This is a genomic window from Synechococcus sp. R3-13, from assembly GCF_047462195.1.
Classification (GTDB): Bacteria; Cyanobacteriota; Cyanobacteriia; order Thermostichales; family Thermostichaceae; genus Thermostichus.
In genome coordinates this window covers 1-19,194 of sequence record NZ_JANSIO010000060.1, presented here as the reverse complement: position 1 = coordinate 19,194, position 19,194 = coordinate 1, and the positions used below count along the sequence as shown (strand labels likewise).

Here is a 19,194-nt window from a genome sequence, read left to right as displayed (position 1 = left end):
GGCGATGGTGGTTTTCTGCGACGGCAAAACCATCGGGGCCACGTTGGATCGCAATGGCCTGCGCCCAGCCCGCTACGCTCGCAGCCGCGATGGTCTGCTGGTGGTGGCCTCGGAAGCTGGCGTGGTTCCTCTGCCGGAGACCGACATTTTGGAAAAAGGGCGGCTAGGCCCGGGGCAGATGCTGACGGTGGATCTGCAGAGCGGGCAAATCTGCAAAAACTGGGAGATCAAAACCCAGGTGGCAGCCCAGCACCCCTACGGCGAATGGCTCAAAGCCCATCGCGTTCAGCTCAGCACCCAGGGCTTTGAAAATACCCCTCACCTCTCGGAAGAACAACTGCTCCAAGCCCAAACTGCCTTCGGCTACTCCTCGGAAGATGTGGAGATGATCATCGAGGAGATGGCGGCTACGGGCAAGGAGCCCACCTTCAGCATGGGGGACGATGCGCCGCTGGCTGTGCTGTCCACCCAGCCTCATCCCCTCTACGACTATTTCAAGCAGCGCTTTGCCCAGGTCACCAACCCCGCCATCGATCCCCTGCGGGAGAGCCTGGTGATGTCTTTGGATGTGTATCTGGGATCCAAGGGCAACCTGCTGGAGATCCGCCCTGAGCATGCCCGCCTGTTGCAGTTGCGCAGTCCGGTGCTCAACGAAGCGGAGCTGGCCGCTCTGCAGCATACCCCTTTTCCCTGCCACACGCTCCCGATTCTCTATCCGGTGGCTGCCGGCCCAGAAGGACTGGAGGTCCAGGTACGGGCCCTCTGCCAGCAGGCGGCTCAGGCAGTGCGGGGGGGAGCTGAGATTTTAATCCTCTCGGATCGCGGCCTTGATGCCGAGCAGGCTCTGATCCCACCTCTGTTGGCGGTGGGCGCCATCCACCATCACCTCATCCAGGAGGGGCTGCGCCTACGCGCTTCCCTGGTGGTGGAGACTGCCCAATGCTGGAGCACCCACCACTTTGCCTGCTTGATCGGCTACGGGGCCAGCGCCGTTTGTCCTTATCTGGCCTATGAAGCTGTGCGGCAGTGGTGGCACAAGCCCAAGACGCAAACCCAGATGGCTGCCGGCAAGTTGCCCCAGCTTTCCCTGGCCGAGGTGCAACTGAAGTACCGCGCCGCCATTGAGGCAGGGCTGCTCAAGATTCTTTCCAAAATGGGCATTTCTCTGCTCTCCAGCTACCACGGAGCGCAGATTTTCGAGGCCATTGGCCTGAGCCAAGAGGTGATCGATCTGGCCTTCCGCGGCACGGTGTCGCGGGTGGGAGGCATGACGCTGGCGGATCTGGCCCGCGAGGGCATGGTGAATCACCAGCGGGCCTTTCCCGAACTCACCTCGAAAAAGCTGGAGAACTTTGGCTTTATCCAGGCGCGGCCCAAAGGCGAATACCACATCAACAGTCCAGAAATGGCCAAGCTGCTGCACAAGGCCATCGAATCGGGCCAGCCTGCCCACTATGAGATCTACAGGGCGCACCTGCGCAGCCGCACCCCCACCGCGTTGCGAGACCTGCTGGATTTCCGCAGCGACCGGGATCCCATTCCCTTGGAGGAAGTGGAACCGGTGTCGGAGATTTTCAAACGCTTTGCCACAGGTGGGATGTCCTTGGGGGCCCTCAGCCGCGAGGCTCACGAGACCCTGGCCATTGCCATGAACCGCATCGGCGGCAAGTCCAACTCCGGTGAAGGCGGGGAAGATCCAGAACGATACCTCCCCATCACCGATGTAGGCCCGGATGGCACCTCGGCCCGCTTTCCCCACCTGAAGGGACTGCGGATGGGGGACAACGCCAGCTCGGCGGTGAAGCAGGTGGCCTCGGGCCGCTTTGGCGTGACACCGGAGTATTTGCTCAACGCGCGGCAAATTGAGATCAAAATTGCCCAGGGGGCCAAGCCGGGCGAGGGGGGGCAACTGCCGGGCAAAAAGGTCAGCCCCTACATCGCCAAGCTGCGCCGCTCCAAGCCGGGGGTGACCTTGATCTCGCCGCCGCCCCACCACGACATCTACTCCATCGAGGATCTGGCGCAGTTGATCTTCGACTTGCACCAGGTAAACCCCCAGGCACAGGTGTCGGTGAAGCTGGTGGCGGAGGTGGGCATCGGCACGGTGGCGGCAGGAGTAGCCAAGGCCAACGCCGACATCATCCAAATCTCCGGCCATGAAGGGGGCACAGGGGCTTCCCCCTTGAGCTCCATCAAACATGCCGGGGCACCTTGGGAGTTGGGCCTGGTGGAGGTGCATCATACCCTGCTGGAAAACGGCCTACGGCAGCGCTCCATCCTGCGGGTGGATGGCGGCATTCGCACGGGTTGGGAAGTGGTGATGGCGGCCATGCTGGGGGCAGAAGAGTTTGGCTTTGGCACGGTGGCCATGATTGCGGAGGGGTGCATCATGGCGCGGGTGTGCCACACCAACAACTGCCCTGTGGGAGTGACCAGCCAGAAGGAGGAGTTGCGCAAGCGCTTCCCCGGCACGCCAGATCACGTGGTGACCTTCTTCACCTTTGTGGCGGAGGAGGTGCGCCAAGTCTTAGCGCAACTGGGCTACCGCTCTCTGAAGGAGGTGATTGGACGGGTGGATCTGCTCTGTCCGCGGGCCGATGCCGTTCTGCAGAAGACCCCATCCTTGAACTTGGAGTGTCTGCTGCGAACTCCCCCCGGTTTTGATCCCAACACCCTGCCCGACTGGTTGGAGCATGAGCCGGTGCATTCCAACGGCCCGGTGCTGGATGAGCAGATCCTGGCTCAGCCGGAGGTGCAGAAGGCGGTGGAAACCTGCGGCACGGCCACGGTGGAGATCCCTATCGCCAACACCGACCGCTGCGTAGGCGGGCGCATTGCCGGAACCTTGGCCCGCTTGTACGGAGATACCGGCTTCGCCCAACAGGGGGGGCAGTTGGATCTGCGCTTTGTCGGCAGCGCCGGCCAGAGCTTTGGCGCTTTTACGCTGGCGGGGATGCGCCTGACCCTGACAGGAGAAGCGAATGACTACGTGGGCAAGAGCATGTGTGGCGGCGAGATCGTCATCCTGGCTCCCCCTGAGGCGCCCCGCGATCCGGCGGAAAATGTAATCCTGGGCAACACCTGTTTGTACGGGGCCACGGGCGGATCCCTGTTTGCCAACGGCCAGGCGGGGGAACGCTTTGCGGTGCGCAACTCGGGAGCGCAGGCGGTGATCGAGGGATCCGGCGACCACTGCTGCGAGTACATGACCGGTGGGGTGGTGGTGGTGCTGGGGCGGGTGGGCCGCAACCTGGGAGCGGGGATGACCGGCGGCCTGGCCTATGTGCTGGATGAGGAGGGCAACTTCCCCGCCAAGGTCAACGGGGAGATCGTGCGCATTCAGCGGGTGCAGACAGCAGCAGCAGAGGCACAACTGAAGAGCCTGATCCAAGAGCACTATCGCCGCACCCATTCCCCCAAAGCGGAGCGCATTCTGCAAAATTGGGAATCCTATTTGCCTCTGTTTTGGCAGGTGATCCCGCCTTCGGAGGAGGGCAGCGAGCTGACGGATCCCTTGCGATCCCAGCCGCTGGCAGTGGAGTCTTAAGGATCTCTCAGAGCCTGCCGGTAACACTTCTTATCCCCACGACGGCCAGAGAGGCTGGTAAACTGCGAGAGTATACCTGGCCTTTTCATCCGCTTTAAATCACTATGAGTCCCAGTTTGCAAGCTGCTCAAACTCAAGCGCGAGTGCCCACCGAGACCATCCTGACGCCGCGCTTCTACACCACCGATTTCGAGGCCATCGGCAAAATGGGCTTAGGGGATCGAGAGGCCGATTTCCGGGCCATCCTGCAGGAGTTTCGCGCCGACTACAACCGCCATCACTTCGTCCGGGGTGAGGAGTTCAACCAAGACTGGGAAAGCCGCCTGGATCCGCAGGCGCGCCGGTTGTTTGTGGAGTTCTTGGAGCGCTCCTGTACAGCCGAGTTCTCCGGTTTTCTCCTCTACAAGGAGCTGTCGCGCAAGCTAAAAGAGACCAACCCCGTTTTGGCCGAGTGCTTTGCCCTGATGAGCCGCGATGAGGCCCGCCATGCCGGCTTTCTGAACCGGGCTATGGGCGACTTCAACATGGCCTTCGACCTGAGCTTTCTCACTAAGCACAAGTCTTACACCTATTTCGCGCCGCGTTTCATCTTCTATGCCACCTATCTCTCGGAGAAGATTGGCTACTGGCGCTACATTCTCATCTACCGCCACCTGGAGGCCCACCCCGAGGATCGCGTTTACCCGATCTTCAACTTCTTCAAGAACTGGTGCCAGGACGAGAACCGCCACGGCGATTTCTTCGCGCTCATGCTCCTAAGCCAGCCGCGGCTACTCAAGGGATGGGTGGCCAAGCTGTGGTGCCGCTTCTTCTTGCTGTCGGTGTTCGCCACTATGTACCTCAACGATGTGGGAGAGCGCCCGGATTTCTACCGCCTCATCGGGCTGGATCCCCATGCTTATGACATGGAGGTGATCTACAAGACCAACCGCGAGGCGGCCAAGGTGTTCCCGGTGGTGTTGGATGTGGAAAACCCTGAGTTTGTGCGGCGGCTGCAAAAGTGCGTGGCCAACAACGCTAAGCTGAGGGAGATTGCCCGGGGATCCGGCCCCTTCAAGGGTTTGCGCAAGCTGCCCCTCTACTTGGATAACTTCTATCAGTTTTTGCGGCTGTTCCTCCTGAAACCTCGGAAAGCTGGCTTCTACCTGTGGGAGCAGCCGGAGCCCCGTTTTGAAGGAACGGCTGTTTCTGCTTGAGCCGTCTTGCCCTCAGCTTGGTACCCGTACAGCCTCATAGGTCAGCCATGAACATTGCCGCTGAGATTACGCCGCTCTTTTTGCTGGGAACGCTGGCCTTTTTGGGTTGGGGCTTCTGGAGAGCCCGTCGGCGGGGATCCTTAGCCGTTTGGGTGTGGTTACAGGGATCCCTGCTCTTGTTGCCGTGGGTGGTTTTCCTGGGGCTGCTGCTGCTGGGGATCTACCTCAATTTTGCAGGCTTCCTGGTGTTGCTGTTGGTCTTTACAGGGCTTTACATTGCTGTGGGGCGCAAGACCCGCCAGTTGGCCCAGCAGGAGCTGCAGGCCCGTCGCGAGCAGTTGGCTCGTCTGGAAGAGCAGGGGGAAGCCCCTTCGGCAGGGGAGGCGCCTTTGGAAGCGCCTGCGGTTCTGCAGCGGATCTCGGCTGAGGATCTGCAGGCCATTCAGTCTATTTTCGGCCTCGATACCTTTTTCGTCACCGAGACCGTCCCCTATGGGGAAGGGGCGATTTTTAAGGGCAACCTGCGCCAGGAGGCGGAGGTGGTGGTACCCCTGCTGGTGGAGAAGCTCAAAGAGCAGGTGGGCAGTCGCTACCAGCTCTTTTTGGTGGAGGATCCGGCGGAAAAGCCGGCGGTGGTGGTCTTGCCGGATCCCATCGTCAATTACCGCGCTTCCGTGGGGGCGCAGATCCTGGCGGGGGCGTTGCTGGTCTTCAGCTTCGTCGCCACGTTGGAGGTGGGGGCCAATCTCTTGGGCTTCCGGCTGTTGGATGCGCCGGGGCGCTGGGTGGAAGCCCTGCCGGTGGCAGCCGGGATCTTCGCCATCTTGCTGGTGCACGAGACCGGACACCGCTGGATGGCGGGCAAGTACGGGGTGCGCCTCAGCCCTGCCTTTGTTATCCCCAGCTTGGGCATTGGCACGCTGGGATCCCTGAACCGCATCCAATCGCCGGTGCCCAACCGCAAGGCTTTGTTCGACATTGCCTTTGCTGGCCCGGCGGCGAGCGGGATCCTGTCGCTGCTGGTGCTCTTGGCTGGCCTGAAGCTATCCGGCTCAGGAGGGCTGTATGTGCCTACCGAGATATTCCGCAGCTCCATCCTAGTGGGCACTCTGGCCCGGCTGGTGCTGGGATCCCAGTTGCAGGCGGAGCTGGTTCCCATTCATCCTTTTGTTGCCGTGGGCTGGATTGGCCTGGCAATCACCGCCTTGAGCCTGCTGCCGGCAGGGCAGCTGGACGGGGGTCGCATTGTGCAGGCGGTGTACGGGCGGAAGACGGCGGCCCGCGCCACCTTCATTACCCTGATTGCCTTGGCGGTGGCGGCCATCAGCAACGTCTTGGCCCTCTACTGGGCGCTGCTGATCCTGTTCATCGCCCGCGAGCCAGAGCGTCCACCGCAGGATGAGATTACTGAAACCGACGGTCAGCGGGATGCTTTGGCTTTGCTGGCCCTCTTTTTGATGGTCATGACCCTGCTGCCGATTGCCCCGGCTTTGGCGGGCTTTCTCAATTTCCCCAACGGCTGATGGGGTAGAGGCCCAGGATCCGCCGGCGAGAGGAGCTCACTGTGTCTGGACCGGGGAAAGGCTTTGGCCTAGGCAGAGCTGGAAAGGGCAAAGGAGAGCATCTGCAGCGTCTGTTGGCCCAGGCCGTTCGCCATCACCAAGCGGGGCAATGGCCACAGGCTGTCTCGCTTTACCAGCAGGTGCTGCAAGCCCAGCCCACTCACCCGGAGGCGCTGCACCTCTTGGGGGTCTGTCGGCAGCAACAGGGATCCCTGGACGACGCGATTGCCCTGATCCGGCAGGCCCTTGCCCACCAGCCCTGGTTTCCCGACGCCCACTTTAATTTGGGAATTGTTCTCAAGCAGGCGGGGCGGCTGGCGGAGGCGAAAACTCACCTGCAACTGGCCCTAGAGCAGGGGGGGCCGGATCCAGAAGTTTTGTACCAGCTGGGGCTGGTGCTGCGGCAGCAGGGGGATTTGGAGGCGGCCCTTGTCCCCTTGGGACAGGCCCTGGAGCTGCAGCCGGACTTTGCCGATGCCGCCTACACCCTGGCCATCCTGCTGCGGGATTGTGGCCGGGAGGAGGAAGCGGCGGAGCTGTTCTACCAACTCTGGCAAGCGGATCCCGCCAACTTGGCCGCGGCCCTGGGGTGGTGTGTTAGCCAGTTGCCCTTGCTGTACGCCTCGGCAGACCAAGTTTCCGTGGCTCGGGAGCGCTACCGCCAAGCCCTACAACAGGTGAAGGGCCGCTGGGAACACCTGCCGCGGGATCCCGAAACCCTGGAGCGAGCAGCTGCCGGGATCGGCTCCGTCCAACCCTTCTTTTTGCCCTACCAAGGCCAGAACGACCGCGATCTGCAGCAGCTCTACAGATCCTTGGTGAGGGACGTGATGGCGGCCCGCTATCCCCAGCCCTCCGTCCTCTGGCAGCGACATCCTGGCCGAGTGCGGGTGGGCATTGTCTCCGGCCTGTTTCGGGATCACTCCGTTTGGAAGATCCTGACTCGCGGCTGGGTAGAAGCCCTGGATCGTGCTCAAGTGGCCCTCTACGGCTTCCACACCTCGGTCATCCAAGATGAGGTCACGTGCTCCCTGCCCCCTCGTTTTGAGCACTTTGTGGCCGGATCCCGCAGCATAGAAGAATGGCAAGCGGCTATTCGAGAGGCACAGCTGGATGTGCTCCTCTACCCGGAAGTGGGCATTGACCCGGTCTGTGCCCAACTGGCCGCCCTCCGCTAGGCGCCGGTACAGGCGATGGCCTGGGGCCACCCGCAAACTTCTGGCCTGCCGACAATAGACGTTTTTCTCAGCAGCGAGCTGATGGAGCCGCCGGACGGGGCCGGCCATTACACCGAGCAGCTCCTGCCCCTGCCTGGCATCGGCACCTACTATATTCCCCTAGAAGTTGACCCCGCCCCTGTGGACTGGCAAGCTTGGGGGGTGGATCCCGACAGGGTGCTTTACCTCTGCGCCCAATCCCTATTCAAGTACTTACCTCAGTACGACGAGGTGTTCCCCCGCATCGCCCGGGAAGTGGGGAAGTGTCAATTTCTATTTTTGCGGGGCCGCCTCTCCCAAGGGATCCGCGAGCGCTTTTGGCAACGGATGCGGCGGGCCTTTCAAGCCTATGACCTGGCCGCTGAAGAGTATGTGGTGCTCTTACCAGAACTCTCCCCCGCAGAATATGCGGCCTACAATGCCCTGGGGGATATTTACCTGGATAGCCTCGGCTGGTCAGGGGGCAACACCACCCTGGAAGCCCTGCCCCACGGGCTGCCCATCGTCACCCTGCCGGGATCCCTGATGCGGGGCCGCCACACCTACGCCATCCTGCAGCAGATGGGGATTCTCGATACCATCGCTCATAACCTCGATGAATACGTCCAGATTGCCAGTCGGTTGGGCTTGGATCCAGAGTGGCGAGAGCAAATGGGCCAGCAGGTGAAAGCACGTCAAGATCGCGTCTACCGGGATCCCGCGCCGATCCGCGCTCTGGAAGAGTGGTTGCGAAGCCTGAAGACCTGAGGGGGCAGTTTGGGTGAAAGGATAAACGGGCGAGTGTTGTCCTCTTGAAGGGATCCCGGACAGATGGCAGGATAGGCGGGGTTGTCTTGCCGGGCTTTGCCCATGTCTTCTGAGTCTGCTCCCGGTCAGTTCCCCAGGCCGGAAAACGCCCCCGACAACTTGCCCTCCCTTTCAACGCGCCTGAAAGAGATTGCCGTGGTATTCCTGCGGCTGGGATCCCTGGGTTTCGGCGGCCCCCAAGCCCACATCGCCATGCAACACGATGAGGCGGTGATCCGGCGGGGCTGGATGAGCCAGGAACAATTTACCGAAGGGGTGGGCCTATGTGAAATGTTGCCAGGGCCAGCTTCTACCCAGATGGGGATCTATGTCGGCTATGTGCGGGCAGGCTGGTTGGGGGCGGTGCTGGCGGGGATTTGCTTCATTGCCCCTGCTTTTGTGATCGAGGTGATTTTTTCTTGGCTTTACTTTCGCTTTCAGGGGGTGCCGCAGCTAGAGGGGATGTTTTTTGGGGTGGCCCCGGTGGTGATCGCCATTATCCTAGCCTTTTGCTGGAAACTGGGCCGTAAAGCTGTGAAGGATTGGAGCCGGGGGCTGATCGCGGTGGCAGCCTTTGCCCTGCTGCTGATTGGGGGGGTGAATATCCTGTTGCTGTTCGGGCTGGCGGCTCTGGTGGGGCTGCTGCTGTATGGGCCCAAAAAAGGCCCACTATCGGGGATCCCGATTTTACTCCCTTGGCCAGTATTGACGTTGGCCCAGACGGTAGTGGCCACGGTTCCACCGGAAACCCTTATCCTGAGCAGCTTTTGGGGTCTGGAGCGGATTGGTGCCTATTTCTGGCCTTTGACCTTGTTTTTCCTGAAAGTAGGCGGCGCCATCTTCGGGGGAGGGCTGGTGATCATCCCCTTCATCGCCGACGAGGTGGTGGATCAGTTGGGCTGGTTGACGCCGACAGAGTTCTTGGATGGGGTGGCCATTGGGCAATTTACTCCTGGCCCGGTGGTGCTGACGGCAGCCTTTATCGGCTACAAGGTGGCAGGGGTGCTGGGGGCCCTGACGGCAACAGTGGCCATCTTTGCCCCTTCTTTTGCCTTTATTTTGCTGGCAGCTCCGGTTCTGTTGCGCATACGGCACAATGCTTGGGTGAAGGGATCCCTGCAGGCAATTACCCCAACGGCCCTGGGGGCTGTTGCTGCGGCTACAGTGCCCTTGGCCCAAAATGCGCTGCTACAACAAACAACTCCCGCTTCGCTGGTGGCTTTGGGGATCGGGGTAGCGGCCTTCATTGCCTTGATGCGCTTTCGCCAGCCCACTTGGCTGTTGGTGTTGATGGGAGGGGGGGCGGGTTTGCTGGCCCGAGGTCTGCTGGCCTAAAGGTTTTGCTCCCTGGCCCTGCTTTCTCCTTGGGGGTGAGGGAATGACCCTGATTCAGGCTGATGGCCACGGCACTAACTGGCTTGGGCCAGCCCTTCCTCAGAGGGATCCCTGCCTTCCAGGCGACAAAACAGTTGCCGCATGAGCAGCTCCCGTTGGCCAAGAGACAGGTGAGGGGCAAGGGTGCCGGGAAAGTGGGGCATGGCGAGGGTGACACGATCCAACAGGTCGGCGCGGCGATGTCTCTGTTGAATAGCCCAAGCCCGTTCCAGAAGGTTTTGGGCTGCTTCTGGCGCTAATCCCGCTTGCTCCGATAACCACGCTGCCAGTTGTTCCAAATCGGGGTCGAAGCGCAGCCGGTACATGTAGATCAGCATGCCGATCCCAAGCACTAGGCCCAAGGCGCTGGCCACGTAGGCAGCCTTGATGGCAGTTCCCGGCAGATAGGCCACCGCCGACACGCGCAAGATTTCGTAAGGGATGCGAATCAAGCTGTAGCCGACCACATACGTCCAAACCCAAGTGCCATCTTTAAGCTTGGGGAATCGCCAGAACATCCCCATCAACAGAGCAAACAGGGCCAGATTGAGGATGCTCTCGTAGAAAAAGATCGGGTGGAAAAACTCAAACTGGCTGTATTCCGGCTCGCGAGCTTGGGGAGGAATGTACACCCGCAGCGGCCAAGGGCTGTCCGGGGGAATAGGGGCACCATAGGCCTCGGAATTGAAAAAGTTGCCCCAGCGCCCAATGGCTTGGCCCAAAATTAACCCAGGGGTGAGAACATCGGCATACTTCCAGCCGTGGATCCCGGTGGCGCGGCAATAGAAGTAGAGAGCCAGAGCACCGGCCAGCACCCCGCCATGGATGATGAGGCCCCCCTGCCAAATGGCGAAGGCCGAGAGGGGGTTATCTCTGAACTCTGACCAATGGGTGATGACGTAGTAGAGTCTGGCCCCCAGAAACCCAGACACCACCAGCCACAGGGCCAGTAGCTCCACCCGTTCGCCGGCTTTGCCGGGTTCTTTCTCCAAATGACGGGATTCGGCCAGTGCTTTGGTCAAGATCAAGCCGACCAACACGGCCACTGCCATCAATAGGCCATACCAGCGCAGGCCCAGCCCTCCCACCAGCGGGGTGCCAGGGGGAAAACGGAAGACAAATTCTCCAGGTGAGCTGAAGGTGAGACCCAACAGCCCTGCACTCCATAGGTTCATCAACAACACGCTCTGCACCCCAAAATCCCTCAATTCAACTAACCTCACAGGCAAGATTCCACTGGGGGGTTTTGGATCCCCATACCCCTACTCCCGCAGCACGTAGCCCACCCCACGCACGGTCTGGATGAGGCGCTTTTCCCCTTGGCCTTCGATCTTGAGGCGCAAATAGCGAATGTAGACCTCGATGATGTTGGAGTCGCCCATGTAGTCCAGCCCCCACACATGCTCCAAAATCTGCTGGCGGGTGAGCACCTGTCGAGGGTGTTCCATCAAGTAGCGCAGCAGGTCGTATTCTTTGGCCGTCAGCTCCACCTGTCGCTCTCCCCGGGTTACCTCCCGCGTTACGGGATCCAGAATCAGATCCATGAACACCAACTGGCCGTCGCGGGATCGCCTTGGCTGCCGCAAATAGATCCGTATCCGAGCCAGCAGCTCCTGAATGCTGAAGGGTTTGACCACGTAATCATCCGCCCCGGCATCCAACCCCGCTGCTCGATCCGCCACCTCATCTCTGGCGGTCATCAACACCACCGGCACGCGGTTGCCCGTTGAGCGCAGTCGCCGACAAATTTCCAAACCTGAGATGCCGGGCAACATCCAGTCCAACAGCACCAAGTCGGGGTTTTGGTCGCAGGCTGCCCTCAACCCGGCCATGCCATCGCTGGCTACGCTGACTCGATATCCCTCACAGGTCAGCTCCGTTTCCACAAAACGAGCCAGCTTAGCTTCATCTTCGATCACCAGAATGTGGGCAGAAGAGGGTTCAGGCTCTGGCATACGCTCTCTTGCTGAATCCAAGGAAGACGCCGAAAAACTTGCTCATTGCCCCCAAGCATATCTCAACCGTATGGATTGGCAGTCGAGATGACTGAATCCGTCCTAGCCTGCAACAGCCTTGTGGAATTGCCTGGGGTTGATATCAGCAAGTGCTTTGAGTTATTCAAAAGGCATTCATGTACCTTATCACCATGAGTATCCTAAGCCATGACCCTCTCTCCTGTTCGGCTCACCCCGCCCCTACCTCCCATTCGATGGGAAAAACTGCCGGAAGACTTTCCCTTGCCGGATGAGCCTGTGGAAAGCACCTTACAGCCCCTTTTGGCTGCTGCTCTGCGTGAGGCATTGGAACTCGCTCAGATGATCCCTGCCCAGGCTTTGATCGCCTCCAACTTTGGCCTTTGCAGCACTGTCGGGGACAAGGTGGTGGTGAAAGCCCCCGACTGGGTTTATGTGCCCGCAGTACAGCCGATTCCCGAAGGAGAGATCCGCCGCAGCTATACCCCACACTTAGAAGGGGATCCCCCGGCGATTGTGATGGAATTCATCTCCGAAACCGAGGGCGGCGAGTACTCCATCAATCCCCACTATCCCTATGGAAAATGGTATTTCTACGAGCGCATTTTGCAGGTGCCTGTCTATGTAATCTTTCATCCCAAAACCGGTGAGCTGGATGTCTACCGCCTGGAGAATGGCCGCTATACCCCTGTATCGGCGGATGAAAACCGTCGCTACTGGATCCCGGAGATTGGCTTGTTTTTGGGGGTGTGGCGGGGACAAAAAGCCGAGACCAAAGCCAACTGGTTGCGGTGGTGGACTGCCGATGGGAGTTTGCTGCTGTGGGGGAGTGAACATATAGAGCAGGAGCGGCAGCGGGCCGAACAGGAGCGGCAGCGGGCTGAACAGGAACGGCAGCGGGCCGAAGCGGCAGAAGCAGCCCTCGAACAGGCCCGTCTGGAACAGCAGCGCCTAGCCGCGAAATTGCGGGAGTTGGGCGTGGATCCCGAGGCAATAGCCGATTGAGGGCTCTCCTAGTAGGTGCGCCCGCGCCAAGAGCGGGGCCGGCTGAGGGCAGATAGGATTATCCGCAGAACGGCCAAGGGATCCGCCAGAGGCGACATCCAGAACGTCCAAGGGGGATCCTGATAGGAGCCGCGAATGCCCAGCAGTACACCTAAGCGCAGAATCAGTAAGCCTAGGTTAAGCCCCAGCAGCACCTGCTCCGTCAGGGAAAAGGGAAACCCCATCCCGGCTTTGCCCAACAGCCCTACAACCACCGGCCCAGGGATCCCTTGGGTGAGGACGAGGAGAGCTATATCCCCCCACAACTGGGCCACAGGGGTGGCATCTTTCAAATCGAGGGATCGGCCCCACTCTCGCCAAGTTTCGCCAAAAGAAGTGTACATGCGCACCTTGAGCAGGTGCCGACCGTCGTAAAAAGCTACTTTAAAGCCGGCTGCCGCAATCTGCCGCACCAGGGTCACATCGTCACAAAATGAAGCCCGCGCCACTGTGTAGCCATTCATCGCTTCCAGCACCGACCGGCGCACTAGCATACATTGCCCATTGGCCATTGTCCGTTCCGGCAGGGTGGCGGTGTCTCCGGCGGCCCCGTAGCGGTAGATCAGGGTCACCAAAAGAGCCGGCTGCAGCCAGCCTTCCCCCCAGTGCTGCAGGATAAACTGCGGTGCCAGGGTGATCAGGTCGAGCCTTTGGGCCTGGGCGGTTTCCAGCAGGCGCTCCACCAATCCTGGCTGGGGACGGGTATCGGCATCAATGCCCAGGATCCACTCAGAGGCCGGATCCGACTGGAGAAATCCATAGTGCAAGGCCCAGGGGCGCCCCACCCATCCGCTGGGCAAGGGATCGTCGGTTACCAGACGGAAGCGCGGATCCCGCTCAGCCATCTTCAGCACCTTTTCGGGGGTGTCATCTTGGGAGCGGCTGTCCACCACCAGCACCTCCCGCAGGACGGAGCTCTGTTGGTGTAATCCTTCTAGGCAGGGATCGATGCGTTCCGCTTCGTTGAGAGTAGGCAGCAACACGCTGACCAAGCCCGGCTGCAAAGGGATCCCAGGCTGACCGGGAGGCAGAGGGGAAGGGCGCCGCAAAGAGGGCAGCAGCCGCGCCAGCAGCACCGCCAGCATCGGCACTTGCATAACCAATAGACTCAGGGCGGCAGCATCTCCAGCCCAAGCAGGGATCCCGTTCATGCCAGTTCTAACCTGTAAGGGAAAAGTGTCCAAGAATGCTTGCAAGAGAAGCCCAGGGAGGACAAACTCATACTCATGGTGATTTAGCAATTCAAAATCAGTCTGGTTGCATCGTGCCTGTGCCCATCCCCCCTCAAACCTGACGGGCTTTTCATGGATGTCTTCATCCAGCTCAGCCACAAGGGATCCCCTGTTACGGTTGTGAAATTGCACAGTGAAAGGCTCAACGCCGCGATTGCCCGCGAGGTACGGAAAGAGCTAAGCCAAATTCTCACCGAGAAACCGGGGCATTTCTTGTTGGATCTTAGTCAGGTTAGCCTGATCGACAGCATGGGGTTGTCGGTTCTGGTTTGGGCGCATCGCCATTGCCGCACTTTAGGCTATCAACTCAAGTTCTGCAGCCTGCAGGAGCAGGTCAAGCTGCTCTTCGCCATCACCGGCTTGGATGCCATTTACGAGATCTACCCCTCTGTAGAAAAGGCACTTGAGTCTTTTCCGTAGCTCTCCCTATCGGGTCAACTGAGAACCGTCAGGGATCAGCTTCTCAACACCTGGATTAGCCTAACGGTTGAAAACCTGCTCAGGGGGAGGGGTTGCTGTTTTGGTTCTCGACCGTCTGGGGCCGGTTCACCTGAGCATAAATCTCTGCTTGCTGCTGGATTTGCTCCCGGACTTGGGGTGGGGCCAACCGCGCTGCTTGCTCAAACAACTCAGGTGCTTTTGCCCGTAGGTTTTCATCGGTGGCAGAGCTGAGGGCTATGGCTTTGCCGAGCACGGGAGTGAAATCACTGGGATCCGCCGCGATTAACTCGTCGTAGAGGGCTACGGCTTTTTCGGTCTGGTTGTTGCGGGCGTAGACAAAAGCCAAGCGCAAACGCACATCATTATCTTCCGGCGCTTCTTCAAGATGCTTCTCCAGCAGGGCAATGGCCTCAGAGGTGCGGCCCAGGGTTAGCTGCACATCCACCAACTGCTGCAGCACCTGGCCATCTTTGGGATCCCCCTCGTAAAGGATCTGGAGCTGTTCTAATGCCCCTTCAAAATCCCCCGTATCCTGCTGGATTTCGGCCAAAAAGGCTCTCAGTTGCCGATTTTCGGGCTCCAGTTCCACCAGCTTCTTCAGCGGCTCGATTGCCCCTTGCGGCTCGTTGAGCTGCAGTTGGGTGTCGATCAACCCCCGCAGGGCAATGGGGTTATCCGGCTCCCGCTCCAGCACGACGCGATAGCCGTCTGCCTGGGCCCGCAGTTGCTCGGTCACCAAGCCGGCCTCTGGAGATTCGGAAGGCCCGAGGGCCTGGAATAGCGGGCCAAAGGAGAAGCCCAAGAAAGTTACCGTGCCCACCACCAGCAGCAAAATGTTGAGGAGCTTGCGGGCTGGGGATTCTTGGGGTTTGGACTGAGGCATAAAGGGCTCGCGCAGAAGACTCCTCTGTACTCTATCATCGGCGCCGGGGCAGGCTGCGGGGTGAGGTTACCCAATACCCAAAACTTTTGAAAACAGCATCCAAGGGGAGGGCAATGCCGTACTGAATTTAGGTAGTGCTGAATCTTTTTGCCACCCCTCACTCCCTCTTAACCATGCGGATCACCTGTTACCCCGACAACCTCACCTTGGAAGCCAATCCCCTGCTCACGGTTCTGGAAAATCTGCTCAAGGCGGGGGTGCGCCATGTCCATGCCTGTGGGGGCAATGCCGCCTGCTCCACCTGTCGCATCCTGATTTTGGAAGGCAGCCAAAACTGCCGCAGCATGACTCCTGCCGAGAAGAAGTTAGCTCAACGGCTAGACCTTCCTGTACATATTCGTCTGGCCTGTCAAACCCGCATCACTGGAGATGTCACCCTGCAACGGCTGGTGATCGATAAAGCAGATGTGGAAGTAGCTCAACATCAATTGCAGGCCCATTCGGTCGGCAGCCAAGTCACCGCCGCCATTCTCAGCGCTTCCCTGCGGGGGACGGCCAACTTCGACGAGGAGAACTTTCCCTACGATGTTGTCTACACCTTGGGTCGCTACTTCGCCCAAATGGGGGCCTTGGTGCAGCAATATGGGGGAGTACTGGCCAACCAGAGCGGGCTGAGAAGTCTGGCTTTGTTTGGTCTCAAACAACCCGAGCTGGCCATACAGCAGGCGCTGCAGGCGGGGTTGGCGCTTGGGCAGTCGGTGGTGGAGTTGAACAGGTGTTTGCGGCAACTCTCCTACCCGCAGGTCAAGCTTGCCATCGGGATCCACTACGGCCCAGTCCTTTTGCTGCCCCTCGATCCCCAAGATCCGCAGCGGTTGTCCGCCTTCGGGAAGTCGGTTCAGTTTGCCACCTGGCTGGAGTCGGTTGAGGATGTTTCGCAAGGGGGGGAACAGTCTGAGGAACAGAGCTCCCGGTTGCTCATCTCGGCAGCCGTGTATCGAGCCGTGGAAGGGCAACTCCTGCAGGTGGAGCCTCTTTCGGTGAAACCTTTTCCCAACGCCAAACCCATCCGAGTCTACAGGGTGCATCCCAACCCCGTCAGCTTGCCGACTGGCGAGGAGCAAGCTCCAGAAGCAACCAAGCCTGAACCGCTTGGATGGCTGGAAGCGCTCCGGGAATGGCTACAGGCTTGGTCTCGTTTTTGAGGGATCCCTTCAGGCAAAAACGCCATCCCTTTGCTGCACCTGGGCCCTCAGGTAGGGGATCCCCACCCGATGGCAGTAATCTCCAAAGCTCTCGCCAGGACGGCGCTCCTGCTTGTAGGCCTGCAGGAGAACTCTCATCAGCGGCACGATCTGGCTAATGTGCACCCGCTCCTGAAACACTTGCGCCAGGCGATCCCCGCGGGGGCTGGCTCCCAGCCAAATCTGGTAGTAGCCATCGGGGGCGGATCCCACCAATCCCAGCTCGGCCAGGTAGGGTCGGGCACAGCCGTTGGGGCAGCCGGTCATGCGTACCAAGAAGGGCGAATCTTGCAGATCCAGCTCCTGCAACAGCCGATCCAACTGGCGCACCAGCCCCGGCAAAGCCCGCTCCGACTCGGTAATCGCCAACCCACAGGTGGGCAGGGCAGGGCAGGCCATCGACAGCCGCACCAGTTGGGGGATCTCTTCCTTGGAAAGCACCCCGTGGGATTTGAGGATCTGGTTGATGGCATCCCGCTGCTGCTCCGCAATGTCGATGAAAAGTAAATCCTGAGTGGGGGTCAGCCGCACGTGCAGAGAAAAGGCTTCCACAATCCGGCGCAGTGCCGTCTTGAGCTGTCGCTCTGGGGTGTCCTGGATGCGGCCATTTTCGATGGAAATGCCCAAAAACCAACGGCCATCCCCCTGCTCGTGCCAGCCCAGGTAGTCGTCGCTGTTGGGAACAAACTTGGGTAGGGGGCGAAACCGGGGCAATTTTTCCCCCACATACTCCTCGACAACGCGGCGAAACTTGCGGATCCCCCAGTCTCTCACCAAGTATTTCAACCGCGCCTGCTTGCGATCGTGCCGGTTGCCGTAGTCCCGCTGCACCGCCAAAACGGCCTGGCAAACCCGATACACCGATTCCGGCGGGGCAAAGCAGAGCTTTTGGGCCAAAAGGGGCTGGGTTTCTTCCTTGCCGTGGGTGCGTCCCATCCCGCCACCTACCACAATGTTGAAGCCCTTCAAGTTGCCCTTGCGATCCGTGAGCACAATCAAGCCCAAGTCCTGGGAGTACACATCTACCGTGTTTTCCCCAGCTACGGTGATGGCTGTCTTGAACTTGCGGGGCAAATAGACGGGGCCATACAGAGGTTCTGGCCCCTCCAGGCGCACCCCGTTGCCCACAAACTGCTCTGCTTCCCGCACTTCCTCATCCACCGGTGGGATGGGAACCGGCTCCCCATCCACCCAGATCTCGTAGTAGGCAGAGGTCTTCGGAGCCAACAGATCCGCCAGCTTGCGGGCATACTCTTGGGCATAGCGATAGGCAGGGCGATTTTTGTAGGGGGCCACCGGTGCCATCACGTTGCGGTTGACATCGCCGCAGGCGGCCAGAGTGGATCCCATCTGCTTGAGAATGCTGGCTATGGTGGCCTTGAGGTTTTTCTTGAGGATCCCGTGTAGCTGAAACGTCTGCCGCGTTGTGGCTCGCAGGGTGCCATTGCCGTACTCATCGGCCAGCCGATCCAGGGTCAAGTAAAGCTGGGGGGGCACGTGTCCCCCTGGGATGCGGGTGCGCAACATCATCGAATAGGCCCGCTCCAGCCCCTCCTGCTTTCGCTGCTGCCGCCGATCCCGGTCGTCCTGCTGGTAAGCCCCGTGAAACTTCAGCACCTGCACCGCTGCTTCGCTGAAGTGGGTGGTGTCTTGGGCCAGCTCCTGCTGAAGGGGATCCCGTAGAAAGTGGCTGTCTGCCTTGATCTGCTCCACCTTGGAACGCTTGGCCTCGGATGGGATCATGGGGGGCATTGATAATCTCCAGTAAACCGGTCGGAATACTTGTGAATAACAGGCTATCACCTCCTTTGAAGAGCGTCCAGTTGGAAAAGTCAGCCTCTTATCCGGGTTTTGTCCCAAACCCGCAAAGCTTGTCATTTGAGTCAGCTGGAGATGTCGGCGCTGCTAGCTGGCCAGGGCTAGGCGGGCACCATACTCCTGCACCGACCACAGTTGCCAGGCACAATTCCCCTGCAGCTCCAAGACCAAGTCGTGGTAGGCCAGGAGGGTGGGGCGATGCCCAACGCTGATGTAGGTGGTGTTCAGGTGTTGCAGCTGCAGGTAGAGCAGTTTTTCGTTGGCCACATCCAGGGCGCTGGTGGCCTCGTCCAAAATGGCGTAGCGGGGCTGGGTGATCAAAATGCGGGCAAAGGCAAGACGCTGCTGTTCCCCTAGGGAGAGAGTGCTGGCCCAGTCTTTCTCCACATCAAAGCCGCCCACCCGCTCCGGCAAGTCCCCCAAGTTCACCTGGGCCAAGACTCGGATGAGATCTTCATCGGTGAGGTCTCGGCGGCGTTTGGGATAGAGCAGTTGATCCCGCAGGGATCCCAGCAGCATATAGGGTTTCTGGGGCAAAAAGAGCATCTCCTGAGTATCTGGGCGGGCGATGGATCCCTGGCCGTTGGTCCATAGGCCGGCAATGGCCCGCAGCAGAGAGCTTTTGCCGCTGCCGCTAACACCGACAATCAGCAGCCGTTGGTCGGCTTCCAAGGCGAAGGAGAGATCCCGAACCAGGGTTCGTTCTGAATTGGGGGTGAGCAAAGTGACGTGGTTTAGCGCCAATTGCTGGGCAATGCGAGTTTGAATGTTGCTTTCCCGAGCGCCGGTGTGGCGCAGCGCCGGATCTTCCAGAGACTCGTGAAAGGAGCCTAAGCGGTTGATCCCGGCGGCAAAACTGGAAATGCTCTGGATCTGG

General features: G+C 60.0%; 15 protein-coding genes. 9 read left to right on the top strand and 6 right to left on the bottom strand.

Features of this window, described 5'->3' with window-relative positions; all coding sequences use genetic code 11:
* The 6 genes from NW856_RS01960 to chrA all read left to right on the top strand — a co-directional run.
* Positions 1–3,547, top strand: a 3,547-nt coding sequence (locus tag NW856_RS01960) for a glutamate synthase-related protein (protein ID WP_414398831.1), incomplete at its 5' end; no start/stop codon positions are given.
* A 104-nt stretch (positions 3,548–3,651) separates the two neighbouring features.
* Positions 3,652–4,743: a magnesium-protoporphyrin IX monomethyl ester (oxidative) cyclase gene (gene acsF / locus NW856_RS01955; RefSeq protein ID WP_414398829.1), complete on the top strand. Its 1,092-nt coding sequence runs from the start codon at positions 3,652–3,654 to the stop codon at positions 4,741–4,743.
* Between the two features lie 47 nt (positions 4,744–4,790).
* Positions 4,791–6,266 (top strand): site-2 protease family protein, encoded by a 1,476-nt coding sequence (locus NW856_RS01950; RefSeq protein WP_414398827.1) that lies wholly within the window; start codon positions 4,791–4,793, stop codon positions 6,264–6,266.
* A gap of 41 nt (positions 6,267–6,307) precedes the next feature.
* A complete protein-coding gene (locus tag NW856_RS01945; RefSeq protein ID WP_414398825.1) occupies positions 6,308–7,483 on the top strand; it encodes a tetratricopeptide repeat protein in 1,176 nt (391 codons plus the stop codon).
* Between the two features lie 15 nt (positions 7,484–7,498).
* A complete protein-coding gene (locus NW856_RS01940) occupies positions 7,499–8,269 on the top strand; it encodes a hypothetical protein (RefSeq protein ID WP_414398823.1) in 771 nt (256 codons plus the stop codon).
* A 102-nt stretch (positions 8,270–8,371) separates the two neighbouring features.
* A complete protein-coding gene (gene chrA / locus NW856_RS01935) occupies positions 8,372–9,643 on the top strand; it encodes a chromate efflux transporter (protein ID WP_414373773.1) in 1,272 nt (423 codons plus the stop codon).
* 74 nt (positions 9,644–9,717) lie between these two features.
* On the opposite strand, the gene lgt is transcribed toward chrA, so the two are convergent.
* Both lgt and NW856_RS01925 read right to left on the bottom strand, forming a co-directional pair.
* On the bottom strand, positions 9,718–10,875 hold the full coding sequence (lgt, locus tag NW856_RS01930; protein ID WP_414398821.1) for a prolipoprotein diacylglyceryl transferase: 1,158 nt from the start codon (positions 10,873–10,875) through the stop codon (positions 9,718–9,720).
* Between the two features lie 69 nt (positions 10,876–10,944).
* A complete protein-coding gene (locus NW856_RS01925) occupies positions 10,945–11,637 on the bottom strand; it encodes a response regulator transcription factor (RefSeq protein WP_414398819.1) in 693 nt (230 codons plus the stop codon).
* Between the two features lie 207 nt (positions 11,638–11,844).
* On the opposite strand from NW856_RS01925, the gene NW856_RS01920 reads away from it, so the two are divergent.
* Positions 11,845–12,660, top strand: coding sequence for a Uma2 family endonuclease (locus NW856_RS01920; protein WP_414351155.1), 816 nt, complete (start codon positions 11,845–11,847; stop codon positions 12,658–12,660).
* Positions 12,661–12,668: 8 nt separating this feature from the next.
* On the opposite strand, the gene NW856_RS01915 is transcribed toward NW856_RS01920, so the two are convergent.
* The gene (locus tag NW856_RS01915) at positions 12,669–13,850 is read right to left on the bottom strand and encodes a glycosyltransferase (RefSeq protein WP_414398817.1); all 1,182 of its coding nucleotides are present in this window, start codon (positions 13,848–13,850) and stop codon (positions 12,669–12,671) included.
* Positions 13,851–14,003: 153 nt separating this feature from the next.
* Here NW856_RS01915 and NW856_RS01910 point away from each other — a divergent pair, with 153 nt between their 5' ends.
* Positions 14,004–14,351, top strand: coding sequence for an STAS domain-containing protein (locus tag NW856_RS01910; RefSeq protein WP_414398815.1), 348 nt, complete (start codon positions 14,004–14,006; stop codon positions 14,349–14,351).
* Between the two features lie 79 nt (positions 14,352–14,430).
* Here NW856_RS01910 and NW856_RS01905 read toward each other — a convergent pair whose 3' ends face one another.
* Complete coding sequence (locus tag NW856_RS01905; protein WP_414398814.1) at positions 14,431–15,255, bottom strand: tetratricopeptide repeat protein; 825 nt, start codon at positions 15,253–15,255, stop codon at positions 14,431–14,433.
* Between the two features lie 134 nt (positions 15,256–15,389).
* Here NW856_RS01905 and NW856_RS01900 point away from each other — a divergent pair, with 134 nt between their 5' ends.
* A complete protein-coding gene (locus NW856_RS01900) occupies positions 15,390–16,460 on the top strand; it encodes a 2Fe-2S iron-sulfur cluster-binding protein (protein ID WP_414398812.1) in 1,071 nt (356 codons plus the stop codon).
* Between the two features lie 9 nt (positions 16,461–16,469).
* Here the strand turns inward: NW856_RS01900 and NW856_RS01895 are convergent, their stop codons facing one another.
* Together NW856_RS01895 and NW856_RS01890 are read right to left on the bottom strand one after the other, a co-directional pair.
* Positions 16,470–18,251, bottom strand: coding sequence for an NADPH-dependent assimilatory sulfite reductase hemoprotein subunit (locus tag NW856_RS01895; protein ID WP_414398811.1), 1,782 nt, complete (start codon positions 18,249–18,251; stop codon positions 16,470–16,472).
* Between the two features lie 153 nt (positions 18,252–18,404).
* On the bottom strand, positions 18,405–19,194 hold a 790-nt coding region (locus NW856_RS01890), incomplete at its 5' end, for an ATP-binding cassette domain-containing protein (protein WP_414398810.1).

What these genes read in the sequence shown, in the direction of transcription:
- acsF (WP_414398829.1), top strand. Translation starts at nt 3,652, where the DNA reads ATGAGTCCCAGTTTGCAAGCTGCTCAAACTCAAGCGCGAGTGCCCACC.
- NW856_RS01950 (WP_414398827.1), top strand. Translation starts at nt 4,791, where the DNA reads ATGAACATTGCCGCTGAGATTACGCCGCTCTTTTTGCTGGGAACGCTG.
- NW856_RS01940 (WP_414398823.1), top strand. Translation starts at nt 7,499, where the DNA reads ATGGCCTGGGGCCACCCGCAAACTTCTGGCCTGCCGACAATAGACGTT.
- chrA (WP_414373773.1), top strand. Translation starts at nt 8,372, where the DNA reads ATGTCTTCTGAGTCTGCTCCCGGTCAGTTCCCCAGGCCGGAAAACGCC.
- NW856_RS01925 (WP_414398819.1), bottom strand. Translation starts at nt 11,637, where the DNA reads ATGCCAGAGCCTGAACCCTCTTCTGCCCACATTCTGGTGATCGAAGAT.
- NW856_RS01920 (WP_414351155.1), top strand. Translation starts at nt 11,845, where the DNA reads ATGACCCTCTCTCCTGTTCGGCTCACCCCGCCCCTACCTCCCATTCGA.
- NW856_RS01915 (WP_414398817.1), bottom strand. Translation starts at nt 13,850, where the DNA reads ATGAACGGGATCCCTGCTTGGGCTGGAGATGCTGCCGCCCTGAGTCTA.
- NW856_RS01910 (WP_414398815.1), top strand. Translation starts at nt 14,004, where the DNA reads ATGGATGTCTTCATCCAGCTCAGCCACAAGGGATCCCCTGTTACGGTT.
- NW856_RS01905 (WP_414398814.1), bottom strand. Translation starts at nt 15,255, where the DNA reads ATGCCTCAGTCCAAACCCCAAGAATCCCCAGCCCGCAAGCTCCTCAAC.
- NW856_RS01895 (WP_414398811.1), bottom strand. Translation starts at nt 18,251, where the DNA reads ATGCCCCCCATGATCCCATCCGAGGCCAAGCGTTCCAAGGTGGAGCAG.